The organism is Streptomyces sp. NBC_01426, assembly GCF_036231985.1.
Taxonomy (GTDB): Bacteria; Actinomycetota; Actinomycetes; order Streptomycetales; family Streptomycetaceae; genus Streptomyces.
On the sequence record NZ_CP109500.1, the window covers coordinates 3,748,185 to 3,770,800 of the forward strand.

12 protein-coding genes and 1 rRNA gene are annotated in these 22,616 nt (G+C 72.5%); 7 read left to right on the forward strand and 6 right to left on the reverse strand.

What is annotated here, in order from left to right:
• Positions 1-150: 150 nt before the first annotated feature.
• Together OG906_RS16535 and OG906_RS16540 are read right to left on the reverse strand one after the other, a co-directional pair.
• A 16S ribosomal RNA gene (locus OG906_RS16535) occupies positions 151-1,675 on the reverse strand.
• 633 nt (positions 1,676-2,308) lie between these two features.
• The gene (locus OG906_RS16540; RefSeq protein WP_329443629.1) at positions 2,309-2,842 is read right to left on the reverse strand and encodes a MarR family winged helix-turn-helix transcriptional regulator; all 534 of its coding nucleotides are present in this window, start codon (positions 2,840-2,842) and stop codon (positions 2,309-2,311) included.
• A 122-nt stretch (positions 2,843-2,964) separates the two neighbouring features.
• On the opposite strand from OG906_RS16540, the gene OG906_RS16545 reads away from it, so the two are divergent.
• A complete protein-coding gene (locus tag OG906_RS16545; RefSeq protein WP_329448040.1) occupies positions 2,965-4,254 on the forward strand; it encodes an MFS transporter in 1,290 nt (429 codons plus the stop codon).
• A gap of 61 nt (positions 4,255-4,315) precedes the next feature.
• Here the strand turns inward: OG906_RS16545 and OG906_RS16550 are convergent, their stop codons facing one another.
• Both OG906_RS16550 and OG906_RS16555 read right to left on the reverse strand, forming a co-directional pair.
• Positions 4,316-6,061: an ATP-binding SpoIIE family protein phosphatase gene (locus OG906_RS16550; protein ID WP_329448041.1), complete on the reverse strand. Its 1,746-nt coding sequence runs from the start codon at positions 6,059-6,061 to the stop codon at positions 4,316-4,318.
• Positions 6,062-6,217: 156 nt separating this feature from the next.
• Positions 6,218-7,636 carry an NAD(P)/FAD-dependent oxidoreductase gene (locus tag OG906_RS16555; RefSeq protein ID WP_329443631.1) on the reverse strand — a complete coding sequence of 473 codons (1,419 nt, stop codon included), beginning with the start codon at positions 7,634-7,636 and terminating at the stop codon, positions 6,218-6,220.
• A 341-nt stretch (positions 7,637-7,977) separates the two neighbouring features.
• Between OG906_RS16555 and OG906_RS16560 the strand changes: the two genes are divergently transcribed.
• Together OG906_RS16560 and OG906_RS16565 are read left to right on the forward strand one after the other, a co-directional pair.
• Positions 7,978-8,745 carry a TetR/AcrR family transcriptional regulator gene (locus OG906_RS16560; protein ID WP_053676183.1) on the forward strand — a complete coding sequence of 256 codons (768 nt, stop codon included), beginning with the start codon at positions 7,978-7,980 and terminating at the stop codon, positions 8,743-8,745.
• 484 nt (positions 8,746-9,229) lie between these two features.
• Positions 9,230-11,179, forward strand: a complete 1,950-nt coding sequence (locus OG906_RS16565) for a sigma-70 family RNA polymerase sigma factor (RefSeq protein WP_329443634.1) — start codon at positions 9,230-9,232, stop codon at positions 11,177-11,179.
• On the opposite strand, the gene OG906_RS16570 is transcribed toward OG906_RS16565, so the two are convergent.
• Together OG906_RS16570 and OG906_RS16575 are read right to left on the reverse strand one after the other, a co-directional pair.
• Positions 11,166-14,372 carry a BTAD domain-containing putative transcriptional regulator gene (locus OG906_RS16570; protein ID WP_329443636.1) on the reverse strand — a complete coding sequence of 1,069 codons (3,207 nt, stop codon included), beginning with the start codon at positions 14,370-14,372 and terminating at the stop codon, positions 11,166-11,168. The two genes, OG906_RS16565 and OG906_RS16570, sit on opposite strands and share 14 nt — an antisense overlap.
• A 197-nt stretch (positions 14,373-14,569) precedes the next feature.
• Positions 14,570-16,786, reverse strand: coding sequence for an asparagine synthase-related protein (locus tag OG906_RS16575; RefSeq protein ID WP_392893803.1), 2,217 nt, complete (start codon positions 16,784-16,786; stop codon positions 14,570-14,572).
• A gap of 624 nt (positions 16,787-17,410) precedes the next feature.
• Here OG906_RS16575 and OG906_RS16580 point away from each other — a divergent pair.
• The 4 genes from OG906_RS16580 (at position 17,411) to OG906_RS16595 (ending at position 22,584) form a co-directional block, all read left to right on the forward strand.
• Positions 17,411-19,027: a sporulation protein gene (locus OG906_RS16580; RefSeq protein ID WP_329443638.1), complete on the forward strand. Its 1,617-nt coding sequence runs from the start codon at positions 17,411-17,413 to the stop codon at positions 19,025-19,027.
• A gap of 19 nt (positions 19,028-19,046) precedes the next feature.
• Entirely contained in the window at positions 19,047-20,279 is a 1,233-nt protein-coding gene (gene lhgO, locus OG906_RS16585; RefSeq protein WP_329443640.1) for an L-2-hydroxyglutarate oxidase, read from the forward strand.
• A 183-nt stretch (positions 20,280-20,462) separates the two neighbouring features.
• On the forward strand, positions 20,463-21,254 hold the full coding sequence (gene trmB, locus OG906_RS16590) for a tRNA (guanosine(46)-N7)-methyltransferase TrmB (RefSeq protein WP_329443642.1): 792 nt from the start codon (positions 20,463-20,465) through the stop codon (positions 21,252-21,254).
• A gap of 43 nt (positions 21,255-21,297) precedes the next feature.
• Positions 21,298-22,584, forward strand: coding sequence for a PrsW family intramembrane metalloprotease (locus OG906_RS16595; protein WP_329443644.1), 1,287 nt, complete (start codon positions 21,298-21,300; stop codon positions 22,582-22,584).
• Positions 22,585-22,616 lie beyond the last annotated feature (32 nt).

Sequence of the window (22,616 nt, forward strand, 5' to 3'; positions counted from 1 at the left end):
CCAGGCACGACCCTCCGCCACCATCACCGCTTTCCACGCCCGAGGGCAGTACTTGCAGGATGTATTGGAAGACCGTGCCAAATAATCAACGTTCCACCCATGAGCTGACCGTGCAGAACATTTGTCTGCAATCGGTACTGTGCTCCTTAGAAAGGAGGTGATCCAGCCGCACCTTCCGGTACGGCTACCTTGTTACGACTTCGTCCCAATCGCCAGTCCCACCTTCGACAGCTCCCTCCCTTACGGGTTGGGCCACCGGCTTCGGGTGTTACCGACTTTCGTGACGTGACGGGCGGTGTGTACAAGGCCCGGGAACGTATTCACCGCAGCAATGCTGATCTGCGATTACTAGCAACTCCGACTTCATGGGGTCGAGTTGCAGACCCCAATCCGAACTGAGACCGGCTTTTTGAGATTCGCTCCACCTCACGGTATCGCAGCTCATTGTACCGGCCATTGTAGCACGTGTGCAGCCCAAGACATAAGGGGCATGATGACTTGACGTCGTCCCCACCTTCCTCCGAGTTGACCCCGGCGGTCTCCTGTGAGTCCCCATCACCCCGAAGGGCATGCTGGCAACACAGGACAAGGGTTGCGCTCGTTGCGGGACTTAACCCAACATCTCACGACACGAGCTGACGACAGCCATGCACCACCTGTATACCGACCACAAGGGGGGCACTATCTCTAATGCTTTCCGGTATATGTCAAGCCTTGGTAAGGTTCTTCGCGTTGCGTCGAATTAAGCCACATGCTCCGCTGCTTGTGCGGGCCCCCGTCAATTCCTTTGAGTTTTAGCCTTGCGGCCGTACTCCCCAGGCGGGGAACTTAATGCGTTAGCTGCGGCACCGACGACGTGGAATGTCGCCAACACCTAGTTCCCAACGTTTACGGCGTGGACTACCAGGGTATCTAATCCTGTTCGCTCCCCACGCTTTCGCTCCTCAGCGTCAGTAATGGCCCAGAGATCCGCCTTCGCCACCGGTGTTCCTCCTGATATCTGCGCATTTCACCGCTACACCAGGAATTCCGATCTCCCCTACCACACTCTAGCTAGCCCGTATCGAATGCAGACCCGAGGTTAAGCCTCGGGCTTTCACATCCGACGTGACAAGCCGCCTACGAGCTCTTTACGCCCAATAATTCCGGACAACGCTTGCGCCCTACGTATTACCGCGGCTGCTGGCACGTAGTTAGCCGGCGCTTCTTCTGCAGGTACCGTCACTTTCGCTTCTTCCCTGCTGAAAGAGGTTTACAACCCGAAGGCCGTCATCCCTCACGCGGCGTCGCTGCATCAGGCTTTCGCCCATTGTGCAATATTCCCCACTGCTGCCTCCCGTAGGAGTCTGGGCCGTGTCTCAGTCCCAGTGTGGCCGGTCGCCCTCTCAGGCCGGCTACCCGTCGTCGCCTTGGTGGGCCATTACCCCACCAACAAGCTGATAGGCCGCGGGCTCATCCTTCACCGCCGGAGCTTTTAACCCCCACCCATGCAGGCAGGAGTGTTATCCGGTATTAGACCCCGTTTCCAGGGCTTGTCCCAGAGTGAAGGGCAGATTGCCCACGTGTTACTCACCCGTTCGCCACTAATCCACCCCGAAGGGCTTCATCGTTCGACTTGCATGTGTTAAGCACGCCGCCAGCGTTCGTCCTGAGCCAGGATCAAACTCTCCATGAATGTTTACCCGTAATCGGGTGCACACGCACTTAGAGCGGGCCGATCATGTCGGAATAAGACCGATCGACCACTGCGTCCTCGCTGTGTAATCGCCTGCAAGCACCACCATCCCGAAGGATGGCGACCTCACAGGTCTTTTTCAAAGGAACCTCATCCACCGAAATGGACGGGGTATCAACTTTTGGCGTTGATTTTTGGCACGCTGTTGAGTTCTCAAGGAACGGACGCTTCCTTTGTACTCACCCTCTCGGGCTTTCCTCCGGGCGCTTCCTTCGTTCTTGCGTTTCCGACTCTATCAGAGCCAGTCTCGCTTGTTTTCCGCCTTCCAGGTTCTTCGCTTTCGCGTTTTCCCTTTCCGGCGAGTCCGACTCTATCAGAACCTTTCGGGCCTGACTCCCAGTCAGCGGGGCTTGTCTTCCGGGCTGTTGGGCCCTTCCGACTCCCAGAACTCTAGTGGACTTCCCAGGCGATTCATAATCGACCTTCGGAAATTAATTCGGGCATGCCGAATTCGTTCCCGGTGGGAGATCGTGCTGAGTTGGGGTGCCGCAACGAGGCGGCGGGAGTTGTTGTCGCCAAAACCAGTTGACTCTGGGACAACTCGAAGAACCTTACGGATCCGCGAGGGGTGTGTCAACCCCTGGCTTGAAGGTCTTCGACGCGGTCCAGGAGGCGGGTCAGCATGTCGCCGAGGACGCCGCGCTCCGCGGTGGAGAGGTCCTGGAGGAGGTCCTCCTCGAAGATCGTGGCCGCGCGCATCGCGTCGAGCCACTTGCTGCGTCCCTCGTCCGTGAGCTCCACGATCACGCGGACCCGGTTGGACTCGTCGCGCTCACGGGTGACCAGGCCCTCCGACGTCATCCGGTCGATCCGGTGGGTCATCGCCGCCGGCGTGAGGCCCAGCTGCTTGGCCAGCTCGCTGGGACCCATGCGGTACGGGGATCCGGAGATGACGAGGGCCTTGAGGACCTCCCACTCCGCGTTGCTGATGCCCAGGGCCGCGGTCTGGCGTCCGTACGCGACGTTCATGCGGCGGTTCAGCCGGCTCAGCGCCGAGACCACCTTTTCGACCTGGGGATCGAGGTCCTGGAACTCGCGCTGATAGACGGCGATCTGCTCGTCGAGGCTCGGTTCGTGGACAGGCGTTGTGCCGTCGGTGTCACCCATGGCCCGAAGTATGGCACGAGCTCGTTGGCGTCTAACTCCTTCGATGTGTAGAGTTAAGCTTCGAACTTTAGGAATGAAGTCTTCAGGCTTCAGCTATCAAGGTGGTGAAAGTGACCAAGGTGATGGGCGCTGCGATGCGGCGGATCCAGGCCGGGAACGCGCTGACCGCGTTCGGCATCGGCTTCACGGTTCCGTTCCTCTACATCTATGTGGCGCAGGTGCGGAATCTGGGCTCCATGGCCGCCACGAGCGCGTTCGTGGCCTTCGCCCTGGGCGCTCTCGTCGCGCTGCCCTTCACCGGTCGGATCATCGACCGCCGTGGTCCCGTCCCGGTCGTGATGGGTGCCGCGGTGGCCGCGTCCGCCGGGGCGCTGTCCCTGGGGCTGTCCACCGGGCCCGTGCCGATCCTGCTGTCCGCCCTGGCGCTGGGCGCCGGGCAGGCCGTGATGCAGCCGGCGCTGGCCACGATGATCGTGTGGTGCTCGACCCCGAGCACCCGTACGCGGGCGTTCGCGCTCCAGTTCTTCATGCAGAACCTCGGTCTCGGCATCGGTGGTCTCATCGGCGGCCAGATCGTGGACGTCGCGCACCCGGGCAGCTTCACCCTGCTGTTCGGTATCGAGGCCGTCATGTTCCTGGTGCTGGCGGGTGTCATCGCCACCGTGCGGATGCCGCACGCGCCGAGCATCAAGGACGCCGTGCCGAGGGACCCGTCGCAGGCGGGTGGCGGCTGGAAGCGGATGCTGCGGCACCAGGCCATGGTGAAGCTGCTCGTCCTGGGCTTCGTGGTCTTCTTCGCCTGCTACGGACAGTTCGAGTCGGGTCTGGCCGCCTTCGGTACCGAGGCCGCCGGGATCTCGCCTTCCACGCTCGGGTTCGCGCTCGCCGCCAACACCGGTGCGATCGTCGTGGCGCAGTTCGTCGTGCTGAGGCTCGTCGAGAAGCGGCGGCGGTCGCGGGTGATCGCGCTGGTCGGTCTGATCTGGACCGGTGCCTGGCTCATCGCCGGGTTCTCGGGGCTGGGGCACGGGAGCGCCGTGATGGCCGCGGCCGCGTTCGTCACCACGTACGCGCTCTTCGGGATCGGCGAGGCGATGCTGTCGCCGACGCTCGCGCCGCTCGTCGCGGACCTGGCGCCGGAGGGTTCGGTGGGGCAGTACAACTCCGCGTTTGCGCTGGTCAAGCAGATGGCGTTGGCGCTGGGGCCGTTGGGCGTGCCGCTCGGCGCGGGTGTGCCGATGCTCTACATCGGGGTGTTCGTGGTGGTCTCGCTGGGGATCGCCTGGCTGGCGCTGCGGCTCGGGAAGCAGCTGACGCCGGCGCAGGACAACCCGTCGCTGCTGAAGGGCGCTCCGGTGGCGCCGGCGGCTCCGGTCGCCGTGGCGAAGGCCGCGGAGCCCGCTTCCGTGTAGATCGCTTCATGACGGTGCCCCCGGTCCTCTCTCGGACCGGGGGCACCGTCATGTCGTGCTTCTACTGCTTGTCGGGCTGCTTGTCGGGGAGCGCGAACTCGCACCAGACGGCCTTGCCGCCCCCCGGGGTGCGGCGGGATCCCCAGTTGGAGGCGATGGTGGCGACGATGGAGATGCCGCGGCCGGTCTCGTCGGCCGGTTCGGCGCGGCGGCGGCGCGGGAGGTGGTCGTCCCCGTCGGTGACCTCGATGATCAGGCGACGGTCGGTGCGGCGCAGCCGGAGGTGCATGGGCGGAGTGCCGTGCTGGAGGGAGTTCGCGACGAGTTCGCTGGCGGCCAGCACGCCGAGGTCGCACAGCTCGACCGGGAAACGCCAGGAGGCGAGGACGCCCTGGGCGAAGGCGCGGGCGCGCGGTGCGGCCTCGATGCCTCCGAGGAGTTCCAGGGCGGCGTTGTGGAAGAGCTCGGCGTCGGCGCCGGTGCGGGCGGGCTGCTGGAGGACCATCACGGCGACGTCGTCATCGTGGTCGGCGTCCACGCCCAGGGCGCGCATCAGGCGGTCGCAGATGACGGACGGGGTGCCCTGGGCGCCGGCGAGGGCGCGTTCGAGGGCGGCGACGCCTTCGTCGATGTCCTCGCCGCGACGTTCGACGAGGCCGTCGGTATAGAGGACGGCGGTGGAGCCGGGGCCCAGGGCGATGGTGCCGGAGGTGTGCAGCCAGCCGCCGGTGCCGAGCGGCGGGCCGGTGGGGTCGGCGGCGCGGCGTACGGTGCCGTGCTCGTCGCGGACCAGGATCGGGAGGTGGCCGGCGGAGGCGTACGCGAGCAGGCCTTCGTTGGGGTCGTGGACGGCGTAGACGCAGGTGGCGATCTGGCTGGCGTCGATCTCGGCGGCGAGGCCGTCGAGGAGTTGCAGGACCTCGTGGGGCGGGAGGTCGAGGCGGGCGTACGCGCGGACGGCGGTGCGCAGCTGGCCCATGACGGCGGCGGCGCGGACGCCGCGGCCCATGACGTCGCCGATGACGAGGGCGGTGCGGCCGGCGCCGAGGGTGATGACGTCGTACCAGTCGCCGCCGACGGCCGCCTCGGTGCCGCCGGGCTGGTAGGTGGCGGCGACGCGGAGGTCGTCGGGCTGTTCCAGTTCCTGGGGCAGGAGGGAGCGCTGGAGGGTGACGGCCGCCTCGCGCTGGCGCCGTTCGCTGGCGCGCAGTCGCTCCGCGGCCTCGGCGTGGTCGGTGACGTCGGCGAGGTGGACGAGTACGCCGGTGTGGGGCTCCTGCGCGGACGCGGTGTCGGCCTTGGGGAACTCGACCGGGGTGCAGGTGACCGTGTACGAGTTGCCGCCGCCGGGCGCGGTGCGGTTCTTGGCGGTACGGGGCTTGCCGCTGCGCTGGACCTGGTCGAGGAGCGGGAGCAGGCCGAGGTCGCCGAGTTCGGGGAGGGCCTTGTGGGCGGGGGCGCCGGGGGTGCGGGGGCCGAAGCCGGCGACGTAGGCGTCGTTGACGTACGCGACGCGGTGGTCAGGGCCGTGGACGAGGGCGACGAGCGTCGGGAGCAGGCCGAGGACCTCGCGCACGGAGAGTGCGTCGAGGGCGGGCGCGGCCGGGAGGGGGCCCGTGCCCGTTCCGGAGACGGTGGCCTCCGCGGGGGTGCCGTCGCCCGGGGGCGCCGGGGTGTGGGTGGCGGCGCCGCGGGCTGCCGGGACCGAGCCTTCGCCCCGTTTGGCCTGGGCGGCGGCGTGTTCGGTCCGGGCGGCGGCGCGGCGCTGCGTTCCGGGGAACCGGGCGCTCCAGCGGGTGAAGTTCACTGCGTTCAAGCCTCGTGGTGTCGCAAGTGGTCGCTGTGTCTCCCCCGGCTGCCGCTGGGCGGTTCCCCCCAGGTCGATCGCCGGACGGTGTCACTCTGTGCAGGTGTGAGCCCACCTATGGTCACACGTCCAGTGTGGCCGACCGGACTGACAACGTCAGCTCTGGTCGTCCTTCGGCGGTTGGGGCGCGGGTGGGGGTGCCGGGTCCTTCGGGCCGCCTCCTGCCGCGAGTTCGAATTCTGCTCTGGGGTGTTCGAGGGAGCCTAGGGAAACGATCTCGCGTTTGAACAGACCTGAGAGGGTCCATTCCGCAAGAACGCGCATCTTGCGGTTGAAGGTGGGGACGCGGCTGAGGTGGTAGGCGCGGTGCATCAGCCAGGCCGGGTAGCCCTTGAGCTTGCGGCCGTAGATGTACGCGACGCCCTTGTGGAGGCCGAGGGACGCGACGGAACCGGCGTACTTGTGGGCGTACTCCGTGAGGACCTCGTCGCGCAGGGCGGCCAGGAGGTTGTCGGCGAGGGAGCGGGCCTGGCGGACGGCGTGTTGCGCGTTGGGGGCGCATTCGCGGCCGGGTTCGGCGGCGGTGATGTCGGGGACGGCTGCCGCGTCACCGGCCGCCCAGGCGTGTTCGACGCCCTCGACGGTGAGGAAGGCCGTGCAGGCGAGCCGGCCGCGTTCGTTCTTGGGCAGGTCGCAGGCGGCGAGGATCGGGTGGGGTTTGACGCCGGCGGTCCAGACGACGGTGCGGGTGGGGAAGCGGGCGCCGTCGCTGAGGACGGCGACGCGGTCCTCGCAGGATTCGAGGCGGGTTTCCAGGCGTACGTCGATGTTGCGTCGGCGCAGTTCACGCACGGTGTAGACGCCCATCTCGGGGCCGACTTCGGGGAGGATCCGGTCGCTGGCCTCGACCAGCACCCATTTCATGTCCTCGGGCTTGATGTTGTGGTAGTAGCGGGCCGCGAAGCGCGCCATGTCCTCCAGTTCGCCGAGGGCCTCGACGCCGGCGTATCCGCCGCCCACGAAGACGAAGGTGAGGGCCGCGTCGCGGATCGCGGGGTCGCGGGTGGAGGAGGCGATGTCCATCTGTTCGATGACGTGGTTGCGCAGGCCGATGGCCTCTTCGACCGTCTTGAATCCGATGCCGTAGTCGGCGAGCCCCGGGACGGGGAGGGTGCGCGAGACGGAGCCGGGCGCGAGGACGAGTTCGTCGTAGGCGATCTCGATGTCGCCGGCGCCTTCCTCGGCGGTGGCGAGGGTGGTGACGGTCGCGACGCGCTTGGCGTGGTCGATGCGCTGGGCCTGGCCGATGACGATGCGGCACTTGGTCAGGACGCGGCGCAGGGGCACGACGACGTGGCGGGGGGAGATGGATCCGGCGGCCGCCTCGGGGAGGAAGGGCTGGTACGTCATGTAGGGCTCGGGGGTGATCACCGTGACCTCGGCTTCGCCGGATCTCAGCTTCCGCTGGAGCCGGAGCGCCGTGTACATGCCGACGTATCCGCCGCCCACGATGAGGATGCGCGTTCGGGGCGGGGTACCGGGGGCCGTGCCCCGCGAGTTAGCAGCCTTCACCACCCCATGACGCAACGTGGCCGGGAGTTTGTCCACAGGCCCGGCAGATTGTGTGACCGGAGAGAGCGGTGGGGCAGGCCTGTCCGGGGGTGTGGATTCGGGTGCAGGAGCGCAGGTCAGCAGGTGCGGAAGAGGTGATTCCGGAGGCTTGCGGCGGAAAAGTGAGGGTGAATGCTCCGATCGGGCGGTGCTCCGTCCGGGGCTGCCCCTTCTGAATTGACTCTGGCTCAACTATGTTCGTAACTCGTCGAGGAGTAGGACCAGGGCCCCGTGACCGTGGCCCCCCTCGGCGTGAAGGCGGGGATTGTCTCCGGGGGGAGACAGATGATTACCGGGGGAAACATATGCACATTTCCGATTTCCATGGTTCTGCGACCGCTCTGTCTGCTGACAGCGGCCGCGTGATGACAGGTGCCACCACGCACGGAATGGGTCGCTCCACGCCGCTGCGTGTCGACGCCCAGCGCAACCTCGAACACGTCCTGCGCGCGGCTCGCGAGGTATTCGGCGAGCTGGGCTACGGGGCTCCGATGGAGGACGTGGCGCGGCGCGCCCGCGTCGGTGTCGGCACGGTGTACCGGCGCTTCCCGAGCAAGGACGTGCTGGTCCGGCGAATAGCCGAGGAAGAGACCGCCCGGCTGACCGACCAGGCGACGTCCGCTCTGGGCCAGGAGGAGGAGCCGTGGCAGGCGCTGTCGCGCTTCCTGCGCACCTCCGTGGCCTCCGGTGCCGGACGGCTGCTGCCGCCGCAGGTGCTGCGGGTCGGCTCGGCCGCCGAGGACGGGATCGAGGAGGCCGAGGCCGCCAGGGTTCCGCACCAGCGTCAGGCCGGCGGGACCGGCGGGCCGGACCTTCGGGTCGTGGGCGCCCGGACGGCCGTCGAGGACGAGCTCTCGGACGACTCCGGCGCGGGTGCGCTGCTGGAGGTGGTCGGCCGACTGGTGGACCGCGCCCGGGAGGCGGGTGAGTTGCGTGCCGACGTCACCGTGGCCGATGTGCTGCTGGTGATAGCGACCGCCGCGCCCGCACTGCCGGACCCGGCGCAGCAGGCCGCGGCTTCGGCCCGACTGCTGGAGATCCTCCTGGAGGGTCTGCGGTCCCGCACGGTCTGAGTCGTGGTGCGGTGCGCGGCGCCCGCGGGGCCGGTGAGCGGCGCGGCGTGATCCTCGGCGTGGTGACTGGCATGTCGTGATCGGCTTGGTGCCGTGATCGGCGTGCCGGTACCGGCTTGGTGCCGTGAGCGGCGTGCGGTGATCCGTGTGTGGTGGCCGGCGGGCTTGGGCGGCGTGCGGTGGACCGTGCGGTGCCGCGAACCGTGTGCGGTGGGCGGCTCGGCGGGTGTCGGTGCGGTGCTCGGCGTGTGGCGGTGCCGTGCGGTGGGAGTCGTGTCGGGCGCTTCTTGTCGGGCGGCCTTCGTGGACGCGGTCGATCGGTTTGCTCGAACGGTTACTCGCTCGAACGGGTGAGGATCAGCACGGCGATTCGCCGGATGCTCCTCGGATGAGTGGATGGCGGTGAGAGGGGGCCGGTGCGCCCGCGCCGTGTGCCACGCTGGATCGGTGTACCGGTTGAGTGTGCCGTGCGGGGGCTTCCGCAATGAACGTTGACGGGCGAGACGAGTCACTCGGTGGCGCCGGCGGCGAGGTCGAGGCGGGCAGCCTGCCCGCCCGCCAGGTACCCACGCAGCGCGAACCGGGCCGGCACGTCGGTTCGGGAGTCGAGGACGGCGAACTGCCGCCTTCGGACGCGGACTTGATCGCCCGGATGCGTGGGGGTGACGACGGATCGTATGAGGAGTTGTTCCGTCGGCACGCCGAATCCGTACGGCGCTACGCGCGCACCTGTTGCCGGGACGCGCACACCGCCGATGACCTGACCGGCGAGGTGTTCGCACGAACCCTCCAGGCGGTGCGGGGCGGGGCGGGGCCGGACCATTCGGTGCGGGCGTACCTGCTCACCACCGTGCGGCGGGTCGCGGCCTCGTGGGCGAAGACCGCCAAGCGGGAGCATCTGGTGGAGGACTTCGCGGTGTTCGCGGAGCAGGCGGCCACGGGGACCGAGAGCGGCGCGGGACTGGCCGGGCTCTCCGGGGACGACACCCTGGAGTGGGGCGCGGACGTTCGGGCGATGCACGAGGCCGAACAGTCCCTGGCGATGCGCGCCTTCCGGAGCCTGCCCGAGCGGTGGCAGGCCGTGCTGTGGCACACGACCGTCGAGGAAGCCTCGCCGAGTGCGATCGCCCCGCTGTTCGGGTTGAGCCCCAACGCGACTGCGGTGCTGGCCAGTCGGGCCCGTGAAGGGCTCAAGCAGGCCTACTTGCAGGCGCACGTGAGCTCGGCGTTGGTCGAGGGCGGGGACTGCGCGCGGTACGCGGACCGGTTGGGGGCGTACGCGCGGGGCGGGTTGCGGGTGCGGGCGGAGCGGGGGCTGCGCAAGCACTTGGAGGAGTGCGTCAAGTGCCGGCTCGCGGCCGGAGAGCTCAAGGACGTCAACGCGGGGATTCCCGCGCTGTTGCCGGTCGCGGTCATCGGGTGGTTCGCCGCCGGGTACGTGGCGAAGGCGGCCGGCGTGGTGGCCGGTGGGGCCGTGGCCGCCGGTGGTGCGGGGGCTGCCGCCGCCGCGGTCGGTGGCACCTCCGCGGGAGCCGGGGCGGGGGCCGCCGGGGCCGCAGGTGCTGGTGCGGGTGGTGGGGCTTCGACCGGGGCGGGCGGGGCGGTGGTGTCCGAGGGGCTGGGCTTGCCGGCCAAGGCCGCCATCGCCGCCGGGATCGCCGTCGCGGCGGCCGCCGGGGTGGTGTTCGCGCTGGCCGGGGACGACTCCGCGCCGCAACCCCGGGCGAAGCCGGCGCCCGCGGTGGCGGCGCCGGCGGTGCCCGCTCCCGCCCCGCCCGCGCCGGAGCCGCGGCCGCGGCCGCCGCGGACGAAGGCGCCGGTGGCGCGGGTTGCCGTACCGCCTCGGCGCAGTGCCGCGCCCACGCCGCCGCCGGCGCCGAGTCGGGCGCCCTCGGCCAGGCCGTCGGCGTCGAAGCCGCCCGTCGTGCGCCCGACGCCGAAGCCCTCGCCCACCCGGAAGCCGCCGAAGCCGTCGGCTCCGGCGGTGCCCGCGCCGGCTCAGGGGTACGCGTTGGCGCGGCTCGGGCACTCCGCGTACGGGAAGCACACCGGACCTGAACTGCGGACCTGGGCGAGCAGTTGGGTGTGGCAGCGCTGGGGGTTGGAGGTCGGCGGGCGGCGGTTCTCGCAGGGCATCACCGTCGACTCCCGTTCCTCGGTGGAGATCGACCTCAACCGGCAGTGCGCGAGCTTCTCCGCGCGGGCCGGGATGGACGGTCTGGCGCTGCTGACGGACGCCGAGGTCCAGTTCTCGGTGTACGGCGACGGTCGGCGGCTGTGGCGGTCCGGCGCCCTGGGGTACCGCGACGCGCCCGCCCGGGTCGAGGTGTCGCTCGCCGGGCACGAGACGATGCGCCTGGTGGTGGAGCGGGTCGGGCCGGGGCGGCTGCCGGCGTTGGCGAGCTGGGCCGACGCGGTGATCAGCTGCTCTTGAGCAGGACCGCGACCTCGGGCGGGGTCAGTGCGGTGCCCGCCGCCTCCTCCGCCGCGGAGCGGGTGGGGCCGAGGAGGGTGCGGGCCCGTTCGGGGAACCCGTCGAGGAACGTCTCCTCGGGAACCGAGCGGGGGTGCCCCGAACGCCATGCGGTGGCCGCCGCGAGGACCCGCAGGGCTTCGCCGGGTCGGTCGGTGGCGGCCAGCAGTCCGGCAGCGGTCTCGGCGAGGGCGGCCAGGACCCGTTCCGCGCAGTGCGTGGAGATCGCGTCGGCGAAGGCGGGCCCGACGCCGGCGAGCGCGGCCCGCGGGCCCTGGTCGTGGGCGACGAGGAGGGCTTCGATGTTGTCGAGCCCCGCGAAGAACTGCGGGGGGACGCCGGCTCCCTTGGATTCGGCCCGGGCCACGACGTACTCGGCGCGGGCCTTGGCGAAGTCGCCCCGGTAGAGGGCGATCATCGAGGCGAGCAGACGCGCGAAAGCCCGTACGTCGTACACCCCGCCGTACTTGCGCGACTCCCGGTCCGATGCGGCCAGGAGGCGTTCGGCACCTTCCATGTCGCCGGAGCAGTAGGCGGTCTCCGCGATCCGGGCGATGGCGAACGGCGCCTCTATGTGGGCGCCGACCTCGCGGGCGAGGCGCAGGCACTCCTCGTACTCGATGCGGGCCCAGTCGTACTGGCCACGGGACAGGGCGACCTCGCCGGCGGCGCTCGACACCTGCGCCCGCGTCCAGCGGTCGCCGACGCGGTGGGCGATCTCGTGGAGTTCGACGAGGTCGGCGTCGACGGTGTGCAGGCCTCCGGCCATGTCGATGGCGACGTGGGTGCGGAGCATGAGGATGACGCCGAGTTCCCAGTCCCCGCCGTGTCGGCGGCAGTTCTCGACGGCCTCGTCGAGGTCGGTGTGGAAGTCGAGGAGGTCGCCGGTGAGGAGGGCGGTCGTGGGCCACAGGACGCCGGGGAAGGTGTTGGTCTCCGGGGAGCCGTGGCGGAAGGTTTCCTTGATGCGGCGGGCGAGCGCCCGGTACTCGGGGCTGCGGAACTCCTCGGCCTCGCTGGATTCCGAACGCAGGAACATGTGGAGCACCCGCAGGCTCAGGTGGGTCACGTACGCGGGTGAGCCCTCGGGCGGTTCGGTCGGGGTGAGGGCGATGACCCGGGCGGTCCACTCGGCGCCCTCGACGCGGTAGTTGCGCAGCCACCAGAACCAGCCCAGGGCGAAGATGAGGCGTTGGGCGGTGTCGGTGTCGCCGTCCCGCACGGCCAGGTCGAGGGCCGCGCGGAGGTTGTCCAACTCGATCTCGACGCGCCGGATCCAGGGCAGTTGGGCGGCCGTGCGCAGCAGGGGTTCGGCTTCCTCCGCGAGGGCGAGGAAGTGCGCGGCGTGGCGCAGGGCGGTCGTGCGGGCCTGCGCCGGCTCGTCGGCGGCGCGGGAGATGGCGTACTCGTGGATGGTTTCGAGCATCCGGTACCGCATGCCGTCGGGCGTGGGCTCGGCCAGGACGAGGGACTTGTCGACGAGGGAGCCGAGGACGTCGGCCACGTCGAGGGCGGGTTCCGCGCAGACGGCCTCGGCGGCGGTCAGGTCGCAGCCGCCGGTGAAGACGGCGAGGCGGCGCAGGACGGCGCGTTCGGGTTCGGTGAGCAGGTCCCAGGACCAGTCCACGACGGCCCGCAGGGTCTGTTGGCGGGGCAGGAGGGTGCGGGATCCGCCGGTCAGGAGCCGGAACCGGTCGTCGAGCCGGTCGGCGATCTGGCGCGGGGTGAGCAGCCGCAGCCGGGCGGCGGCGAGTTCGATGGCGAGCGGAAGGCCGTCGAGGCGGGCGCAGATCTCGGCGACGGCCGCCGGGTCGTCGTGCGGGGTGAACCCGGGCCGGGCGGCCGCCGCCCGGTCGGCGAACAGTCGGTGCGCGGGGTCGGGCGGCAGGGGCTCCACCGGGCGCAGCACCTCGCCGGGGACACCGAGGGGTTCGCGGCTGGTGGCGAGGACACGGATGCCGGGGCAGTGGGCGAGGAGCCGGTCGGCGAGGTCGGCGGCCGCGCCGATGACGTGCTCGCAGTTGTCCAGGACGAGGAGCAGGCCGCGGTGGGCGCAGTGGTCGATGAGCAGGGTGGTGGGGTCCTCGGCCGGTGTCTTCTCGCGGGCGACCAGGCCGTTCTCGCGCAGGCCGAGGGCGCTGAGCACGGCGCCGGGGACGGCCGCGGGATGGTCGAGGCGGGCGAGTTCGACGAGCCAGCCCGGTTCCGGGTGGTCGGCCGCCGCGTGCTCGGCGAGGCGGGTCTTCCCGGAGCCGCCGGGGCCGATGAGGGTGACGAGGCGGTGCCGGGCCAGGTCGCCGCGGAGGGCCTCCAGGTCGGGCTCGCGGCCCACGAAGGAGGTGAGGCGGGGGCGGAGGTTGCCGCGCGGGGCCTCCGGCGGTTCGGGGGGCGCGGTGGGTTCCGGGGGCGGGCGCAGGAGTTCCGCGTGCAGGGCGCGCAGGGCGGGGCCGGGGTCGGTGCCCAGGCTCTCGGCGAGGGTGCGGCGGGTGCGCTCGTACGCGGCGAGGGCGTCGGCGGGGCGGCCGGCGGCGCGCAGGGCGCGGAGCTGGAGCGCGCGGAGGGGTTCGTCGTACGGGTGCTCGTGGATCAGCGCGTCCAGCTCGGGCAGCAGGGACGCCGGGTCCGCGGCGCCGGCCCGGAGCTCGGCCTCGACCCGGGCTCTCCGCACGGCCGTACGGAGAGCCTCCGGGGCGGCGGCGAGAGCGGAACGGGCGGGCTCGGGGAGGTCGGCGAGGGCCGGGCCGCGCCAGAGGGCGAGGGCCTGGCGGAGGGTCGCGGCGGCGGTGGCGGGGGGCGTCGCGGGATCGTCGAGCCGGCGGACGCCCTCGTGGGCGAGCCGGGTGAACCGGTGGAGGTCGACGTCCTCGCGGGCCGCGGTGAGGCGGTAGCCGCCGGTCGGGTCGGCGAGGACGCTGTCGCGCGCACCGAGGGCGCGGCGCAGCCGGGACACGAGCGCCTGGAGGGCGGCGGGCGCGTCCCGGGGCGGGTCGTCGCCCCACACCTCGTCGACGAGGTCCGTCACGGTGACGGCGAGCGGGGAACCGGCGCGGAGCGCCAGGGAGGCGAGGAGGGCGCGGAGGCGGGCGCCGCCGATGGGGAAGGGGGCGTGGGAGTCGTCGCGGGCCTCGGTGGGGCCGAGGATTCGGTACTGCACCGGGCAATTCTGCCCTTCCCCTGGCCGGGGTGGGTGGGGATTTGTGGCGGGACCGGGGCCGTGCCGGGGGCGGGGGTGCGCGGGCCCGTGCCGTGGGCGGTGGGCTGCGTGCCGAGTGCTGCGTGCCGCTGCGTTGCTGCCTGCCCCGGCTGCGCCGGGCGCCTCAAATGCCGGCGGGGCTGGATTCGGGCACGGGGTCAGGAGAGGGCTGGGCGGCGGTGGGGGATGCCTGTGGGGACGGCGCGGCGGCGGGGGGCGGTGGTGCCCGTCCAGCAGGTGCCGCGGCGGGCGAGGAGGCGGTGGAGCCACAGTTCCATCGAGACGAGTTCGGCGAGTCCGTCCAGCGGGACCGGCCGGCCGTCGGCCGCGTCGAGCAGGGCCTGGCGGACGACGCGGGCCTCGATCAGGCCCGCGTCCGCCAGCAGGGGGGTGGCGAAGAGGGCGAGCAGGTCGGGCAGGGCGGTGCGCAGGCCGAGTCGGGTCGCGGTCTCGTTGGGGGCGTGGGCGGTGACGCCCCAGCCGGGCGGGAGTTCGCGTACTCCGGCGGAGGACAGGACGCTGCGCAGGATCGTGGCGCGGGCGCCGGGTTGGACGCGCAGGGACTCGGGGAGGGCGCGGGCGGCCCGTACGACCTGGTTGTCGAGGAACGGGGCGTGCAGGCGTTGGCTGCGTACCTCGACGGCCTGCTCGAAGACCCGGTGGTCGGCGGCGTGTCGGGCGAGGACGGCGCGGGCGCGGGCCTCGCCGGGGCGCAGGGACAGGGGTGGGCGTCCCGCGGCGGCGGTGAGTCGGATCGCGACCTCGGCGAGGGCTTCGCCGGTGAGCCAGCCCGCGGCGGGGCCGGGGCGGGACCAGGTCAGGGCGGCGAGGGAGGCGTCGACGGGGGTGAGCGCGCCGGCCGAGGGGGCTCCGTCGCGCAGTCGGGCGGCGGCGGCTTCCATGCCCGCGCGGTACGGGGTGCGGGCGAGGCGGCGGGCGGCGGAGTAGACGGTGAGCGGGACGAACAGGGACTCGCCGGCGGCGGAGCGGGCGAGGGCGGCGACGGGGCGCAGGAGGTGGCGTCTGCGGCGGTCCATCAGGAGGTCGGCGAGGCGGGCGGGGTGGGCGTCGAGGACCTGGCGGGCTCCGTGGCCGGTGAAGTGGTCGGCGGAGCCGGCGGCGAGTCTGCGGCGTTCGCGGGCGGCGAAGACGAGGGAGGGGCCGGGTTCGTCGGTGAGCGGGCCGTCGAGTTCGGCGTACGGGAGGGCTTCCTCGGCGGCGGCGACGACGACGTGGTGGAGGCGGGGGTCGGCGGCGATGGCGTGGGCGCGTTCGAGTTCGCCCTCGCGACCCTGGGGGGTGGCGAGGTCGTTGAAGGTGACGGCGAGGAGGCGTTCGCCGGATTGCCGCAGAACGGAGCCCGGGGAGCCGGGGAGGCCGGCGGCGAGGAGGGCGAGGGTCGCGGAGGCGCTGCCGCCGGAGAGGTCGGCGCCGACGCCCGGTGCGGGGGCGCCGCGGGCGGCGCGGCGGTCGGCGGGTCCCATTCCGGGCACGGGGCCGGGGTCGGGGAGCAGGGTGTCGGGGGCATGGCGGGGCGCCGTGAGCCGGGCGCGCACCGCGTCGACCAATGCTTCGCGCACGCCCTCCACGGCGCGCTCGGGGTCGGCTTCGGGGGCGGCCACGGCGAGGGAGGCCACGGATTCGTAGCCGGTGATCTCGCGGGAGCCCTCGCGCAGGATCAGGGTGTGGCCGGGCGGGATGCGTCGAACGCCGACGTACGGTGTGCCGTCGCCCAGTGCCTCGGGGCTGTCGGGGCAGGCCAGGAGGGCGGCGAGGTGGCCGATGTCGAGCTGCGCCTCGATGAGGTCGGCGAGCGGGAGCGCGGCGGTGGCGTACGCGGTGCCGCCCGCCCAGGGCGTGTAGAAGACGGGGCGGGCGCCGGCGAGGTCGCCGAGGACGGTGATGCGGCGGCCGGCCTGGACGACGGCCGTGTAGCTGCCGGACCACTGGGTGAGGTGGCGCAGGGCGCCGCCGCGGGCGGCGTACAGGGCGCGGCGCAGTTCGGCGTCGGTGGCTCCGCAGCAGCCGAGGACGGCGAGCCGGGTGAAGGGGTCGGCGGGGTCGGCGGTGACGGTGCGGATCTCGTCGGGGCGCCAGTCCCCGACGGCCCAGAGGGGGTCGGGGTCGCCCCACAGGAGTTGGGCGCCGACGGGTTGGACGGTGCGTTCGGCGTCCTGGGCGGCGGGGTCGTCGGGGTGGGCCGCGTCGGCGATGCCGCCCTGCGGGGGGTCCGCGTAGGCGGTTCCGTACGGGGGGCCGTCGGCGCCGGGTCGGTGCGAGGACCCGTACGCGGAACCGGAAACGCCCTGGCCGGAGACGCGTCCGGCCGTGCCGAAGCTCGCGGCGATACTGCTCCACCCGACCAACCAGCGCACGCCGCCGCCTCCCCAGCCCGTGGGCACATGACCGGGGCACGTACAGCGTGGTCGGCGTGCGGGCGCGACCGTACGAACCCCGGGTGGCTCGGGGTCCATGCTGCCACGAGACAGGCGTGCGAGAGGGGTTGAGGGGGGCGCACATGCAAACGAACACGCCCCCGTCACGCGGTATTTGGCGTTCCGTGCCCGGCGTCCCATAGGTCGGTTTCGGCCATTCTTCGGCCGTACTGGTTCCCCGCGCGGCCCGGCTTCCCGGGGCGCGGCCCGGGAGGCGGCATCCACCCCCCGAACCGTTCCGCCACCCGCGGGGATTGAGGCAGCGGCGTCCCCCGGCCCACCCGATCCACGCGGCGGGCCGACCCACGCACCGCACATCGAATCGCCGGGCCCGGGGGGCAGCCAGAGCGCACGGCCGGGCGCACGGCCACACGGACGGAGCACGCGCTGACACGTGCGCCCCGGGTGTGGGCCCCACCCTGACTGTGCGTACGGACAACAATCCCGCCATACGGAAGGGGAGGCCTTAACGCTTGGGAGGCGGGGAACTACGCTGGGTTTACGAAATGCCGGGCGCCTATGCCCCGGCGGCGTCTGCGTTCCGCGTGTGACGAGGGGTGGCGCATGTCCAGGGAGCTCCGCGAGCCCAATGAGAAGCTCGGCGCCGTCCTCGCCCTCGCGGGCATCAGCAACGCGGGGCTGGCCCGGCGGGTGAACGACCTCGGCGCACAGCGCGGCCTGACGCTTCGGTACGACAAGACGTCGGTGGCGCGTTGGGTGTCCAAGGGGATGGTGCCGCAGGGCGCCGCCCCGCATCTGATCGCCGCCGCGATCGGGGCGAAGCTGGGGCGGCCGGTGCCGCTGCACGAGATCGGACTGGCGGACGCCGACCCGGCGCCGGAGGTCGGTCTGGCCTTCCCCCGCGACGTGGGGGCGGCGGTGCGGTCGGCCACGGATCTGTACCGGCTCGACCTCGCGGGCCGGCGGGGCGGTGGCGGGATCTGGCAGTCGCTGGCCGGCTCCTTCGCCGTGTCCGCCTACGCGACGCCCGCCTCGCGCTGGCTGATATCCCCCGCCGACAGTTCCGTCGCGCGGGAACCGGGGGCCGGTCCGGGCGGGTCGCAGGCACGGGATCTGCCGACGGAGGCGCCGTCCACCGGGGGCCCGTCGTCCGTCCCGTCCACGGCCTCCGCTCCGCCGTCCGACGTGGTCCCGCGGATCCCGGAGACCCCACGCGTCGCGTCCGCGCCGCGCACCGCGCACGCACCGCGCGAACCGGGCGGTGCGACGAAGGGGGCCTCGGCACTGACGGAGGCGGTCCCGCAGCGCGTGGGCCACAGCGACGTCACCAAGCTGCGCGAGGCCGCCGAGGACGCGCGCCGCTGGGACTCCAAGTACGGAGGCGGTGACTGGCGTTCCTCGATGGTCCCGGAGTGCCTGCGGGTGGACGCGGCGCCGCTGCTGCTCGGCTCGTACACCGACGAGGTGGGGCGGGCGCTGTTCGGTGCCACCGCCGAACTGACCCGGCTGGCCGGGTGGATGGCCTTCGACACCGGTCAGCAGGAGGCGGCCCAGCGCTACTACATCCAGGCGCTGAGGCTCGCCCGGGCCGCCGCGGACGTGCCGCTCGGCGGGTACGTGCTGGCCTCGATGTCCCTCCAGGCGACCTACCGGGACTTCCCGGACGAGGGCGTGGACCTGGCCCAGGCCGCCGTCGAGCGCAACCGCGGCCTCGCGACGGCCCGCACCATGAGCTTCTTCCGCCTCGTCGAGGCCCGGGCGCACGCGAAGGCCGGCGACCCCGTGGCCGCCGGGGCGGCGCTGCGGGCGTCCGAGGGCTGGCTGGAGCGGGCGCGGGAGGGCGACGCGGATCCGACCTGGCTGGGTTTCTACTCGTACGACCGGTTCGCGGCGGATGCGGCGGAATGTTACCGAGACCTCAAACTCCCCCGGCAGGTCCGCCGCTTCACCGAGCAGGCGCTGTCCCGCCCGACCGAGGAGTACGTGCGCTCGCACGGCCTGCGCCTGGTGGTGAGCGCGGTCGCGGAGCTGGAGTCGGGCAACCTCGACGCGGCGTGCGCGGCCGGTACCCGGGCAGTAGAGGTCGCGGGACGGATCTCTTCCGCGCGGACGAACGAGTACGTACGGGACCTGCTGCACCGGCTGGAACCGTACGGGGACGAACCGCGTGTCGTGGAGCTGCGCGAACGGGCCCGGCCGCTGCTGGTCGCCCCCGCGTAGCCACGTTGTCGGTGGCGGGGTGCAGTATGCAGGGGTGGGAGGTGTCAGCGTGGGCGGCGGCGTGGACTGCGATGTGCTGGTGATCGGCGGCGGAATCGTCGGCCTGTCGACCGCGCATGCCTTGGCGCGGCTGGCCCCGGGGACCCGGGTGGTCGTCCTGGAGAAGGAGCCCGGCCCGGCCCGACACCAGACGGGGCGCAACAGCGGTGTGATCCACAGCGGCATCTACTACCGGCCCGGCTCGCTGAAGGCGCGCTTCGCGGTCGGCGGGGCCGCCGAGATGGTCAAGTTCTGCGCGGAGCACGGGATCGCGCACGAGGTGACGGGCAAGCTGATCGTCGCCACGGAGCGGTCCGAGCTGCCGCGGCTGCACGCGCTGGTCCAGCGGGGCCGGGAGAACGGCATCCCCGTGCGGGAGCTGGGCCCGGCCCAGATCTCGGAGTACGAGCCGGAGGTGCGCGGGCTGGCCGCGATCCATGTCGGCACGACCGGCATCGTGGACTACGGGCAGGTCGCGGCGCAGCTGGCGGAGTCCTCCGGGGCGGAGATCGTCTACGGCGGCGCGGTCGACCTGATCTCGCGACGTTCCGGCGGGGTCGCGGTGCGCACCACGTCGGGCACGGTGGTGCGGGCGCGGGTGCTGGTGAACTGCGCCGGGCTGCAGTGCGACCGCATCGCGCGGCTGGCCGGCGACGACCCGGGGATGCGGATCGTCCCGTTCCGGGGCGAGTACTACGACCTGGCGCGGCCGTCGCTGGTCCGGGGGCTGGTCTATCCGGTGCCGGACCCGGCGTTCCCCTTCCTCGGGGTGCACCTGACCCGGGGCATCGGCGGCGGGGTCCACGTCGGCCCGAACGCGGTGCCGGCGCTCGCGCGGGAGGGGTACGGGTGGGGCGTGGTCCGGCCGCGGGACCTCGCCGACGAGCTCGCCTGGCCGGGGTCGTGGCGGATGGCCGCGCGGCACTGGCGGTACGGCGCGGGCGAGATCCGACGGTCGCTGTCGAGACGGGCGTTCACCGAGGCCGTGCGGCGGCTGCTGCCGGCGGTGGAAGCCTCGGACCTGGTCCCGGCCTCGGCCGGGGTGCGGGCGCAGGCCGTCCTGCGCGACGGAACGCTCGTGGACGACTTCCTGATCCGGGAGGCGCCGCGCACGGTGCACGTCCTCAACGCCCCGTCGCCGGCCGCGACCGCGTCGCTCCCGATCGGGCGCGAGGTGGCCCGGCGCGCCCTGGCCACCCTGCACACGGCCTGACCGACCCGCCCCGGCGGCCGACCCGCGCCGGCCGGGGACCCGACCCGGCGCCCTGGCGGACCCGACACGACGCCCTGGCGAGCCCGACCGAGCCGACGGCCTGACCGGCCCGATGCCCCGACGGGCCGGGAACGGGCGGCGGGGAGGGCTGGGTCGTAGAATCGGCGCATTGTGTCTGAGCCCATGAATCCCCAGTCGCCGAGCGCCCCCGAGGGCGGCGCCACGTACACGCCTCCCAAGTGGCGCACCGAGCCCCGCTTCCCGGACGGGCCCGCGCCCGACCCGGCGGGCTCGCACCACGAGCGCCGGATCCGCAGCTTCCAGCCGCGCCGCAGCCGGGTGACCACCGGGCAGGGCGAGGCCTTGAAACGGCTCTGGGGCACCTGGGGGTTGGACATCGACGGGCACGAGGTCCTCGACCTCAAGGCGATGTTCGACGGGCTGCCGGTGGTCCTGGAGATCGGCTTCGGGATGGGCGAGGCGACCGCGCAGATGGCCGCCGCCGACCCGGACACCGGGATCCTCGCCGCCGACGTGCACACCCCCGGCCAGGGCAACCTGCTCGCGCTCGCCGAGCGGGGCGGCATGACCAACGTCCGCGTCGCCAACGGCGACGCGATCATCCTGCTCCGCGAGATGCTGCCGCCGGACTCCCTCGCCGGGCTGCGCGTGTACTTCCCGGACCCCTGGCCCAAGGCCCGCCACCACAAGCGGCGCCTGATCCAGCCCGAGTTCCTCGATCTGGCCGCCACCCGCCTGGCGCCCGGCGCGGTGCTGCACTGCGCGACCGACTGGGAGCCGTACGCCGAGCAGATGCTCGAAGTCCTCACCGCGCACCCGCGGTTCGAGAACACCCGGGCGGACGGCGGCTACGCGCCCCGCCCCGACTTCCGACCGCTCACCCGCTTCGAGGGCCAGGGCCTCGACAAGGGGCACGTCGTACACGACTTGCTCTTCCGTCGCTCGGAGAACTGACAACGTCACTCCGTGTGTCAGAGCCGCTCGCTAGGGTGATGGCGTGTATCGAGCGCTCGCGGATGTGCTCGCACGTCCGTCGGGCCGCGCCCGTGCGTGCGTGCTCGTCGTGCTGCTCGCCGTGCCCGGGGTCGCGATCCTCGAACTCGTCCGGGAGCAGACCGGCACACCCGGTTTCCTCGTGGGGTTCGGTCTCGCCCTGCTGCCGGTGCCGCCGCTCATGGCGGCGTTCCGGTGGTCGGGGCGGGCCGCGCCCGGGCCGTGGCGGCAGTCGCTGTTCTGCTTCGGCTGGGGGGCCTGGACCGCGGCGCTGATCGCCATACTGGCCAACAGCTTCGCCACCCAGTGGATCGCCGCGGCCACCGCCGACCCCACCGACGCCGATCAGCTCGGCTCGGTGGCCATCGCCCCGGTCGTCGAGGAGAGCGCCAAGGCGGCCGCGCTGGTGCTGGTGCTCGTCTTCCGAAGACACCGGCTCGCCGGGCCGGCCGACGGCTTCGTGCTCGCCGGGTTCACCGCCACGGGCTTCGCCTTCACCGAGAACATCCTGTACCTGGGCAACGCCTTCGACGACGACCTGTCCAGCGGCACCGGCGTGCTCGACTCCCTCACGGCGGCGACCTTCTTCGTACGGATCGTCCTGTCGCCCTTCGCGCACCCGCTGTTCACGGTGCTCACCGGCCTCGGTCTCGGCGCCGGGCTGCTGCGCTCGCGCCGGTCGGCGCGGATCGGGCTGCCGCTGCTCGGGCTGGCCTGCGCGATGGCCCTGCACGCGCTGTGGAACAGCTCGTCCGAGTTCGGGGAGTACGGGTTCTACGTGGTCTACGGCTGCGTGATGGTCCCGGCGTTCGGGCTGCTGCTGTGGCTCGCCGTGCGGACCCGGCGTCGACTGCTGCGGGCCGTCGCCGCCGAACTCGCGGTGTACGCCGCCGCCGGCTGGCTCGGTCGGGCGGAGGTACCGGCCCTGGCGTCGATGCCGGCCCGGTCGCTGGCCCGCGCCCTGGCCCGGCGCAGCGGTGGCCGCGCGGCCGGCAGGACCGTCGCCCGGTACCAGTCGGACGCCGCCGCGCTCGCCCTGCTGCGCCACCGCGCCCGCCGGGGCGGCCCGGGCCGGGAGCCGGACTTCGCCCGGCGGGAGCGGGAGTTGCTCGGAAGGATGTGGTTGCGCCGGGCCACGGCGGCGCCCGCCCTCGCGCGGGCGGCGGTGATGGAGGACCTGCTTCCGCCGTGGTTCGACCCGGTCCCGGCCTCGGGCCGGACCACGCTGACCGCGGTACCGGCGCCGCGGCGCGTGGAGGAGAGGCGGCCCGCGGCCGACGTCAGGCGCTGAGGCCCGTGCGGCCAAAGGGTCCTTGGGCGGGG

Excerpts from the sequence above, each read along its gene's own strand:
- OG906_RS16560 (WP_053676183.1), top strand. The coding sequence starts at position 7,978 with ATGCACATTTCCGATTTCCATGGTTCTGCGACCGCTCTGTCTGCTGAC.
- OG906_RS16580 (WP_329443638.1), top strand. The coding sequence starts at position 17,411 with ATGTCCAGGGAGCTCCGCGAGCCCAATGAGAAGCTCGGCGCCGTCCTC.
- OG906_RS16565 (WP_329443634.1), top strand. The coding sequence starts at position 9,230 with ATGAACGTTGACGGGCGAGACGAGTCACTCGGTGGCGCCGGCGGCGAG.
- trmB (WP_329443642.1), top strand. The coding sequence starts at position 20,463 with ATGAATCCCCAGTCGCCGAGCGCCCCCGAGGGCGGCGCCACGTACACG.
- OG906_RS16545 (WP_329448040.1), top strand. The coding sequence starts at position 2,965 with ATGGGCGCTGCGATGCGGCGGATCCAGGCCGGGAACGCGCTGACCGCG.
- OG906_RS16540 (WP_329443629.1), bottom strand. The coding sequence starts at position 2,842 with ATGGGTGACACCGACGGCACAACGCCTGTCCACGAACCGAGCCTCGAC.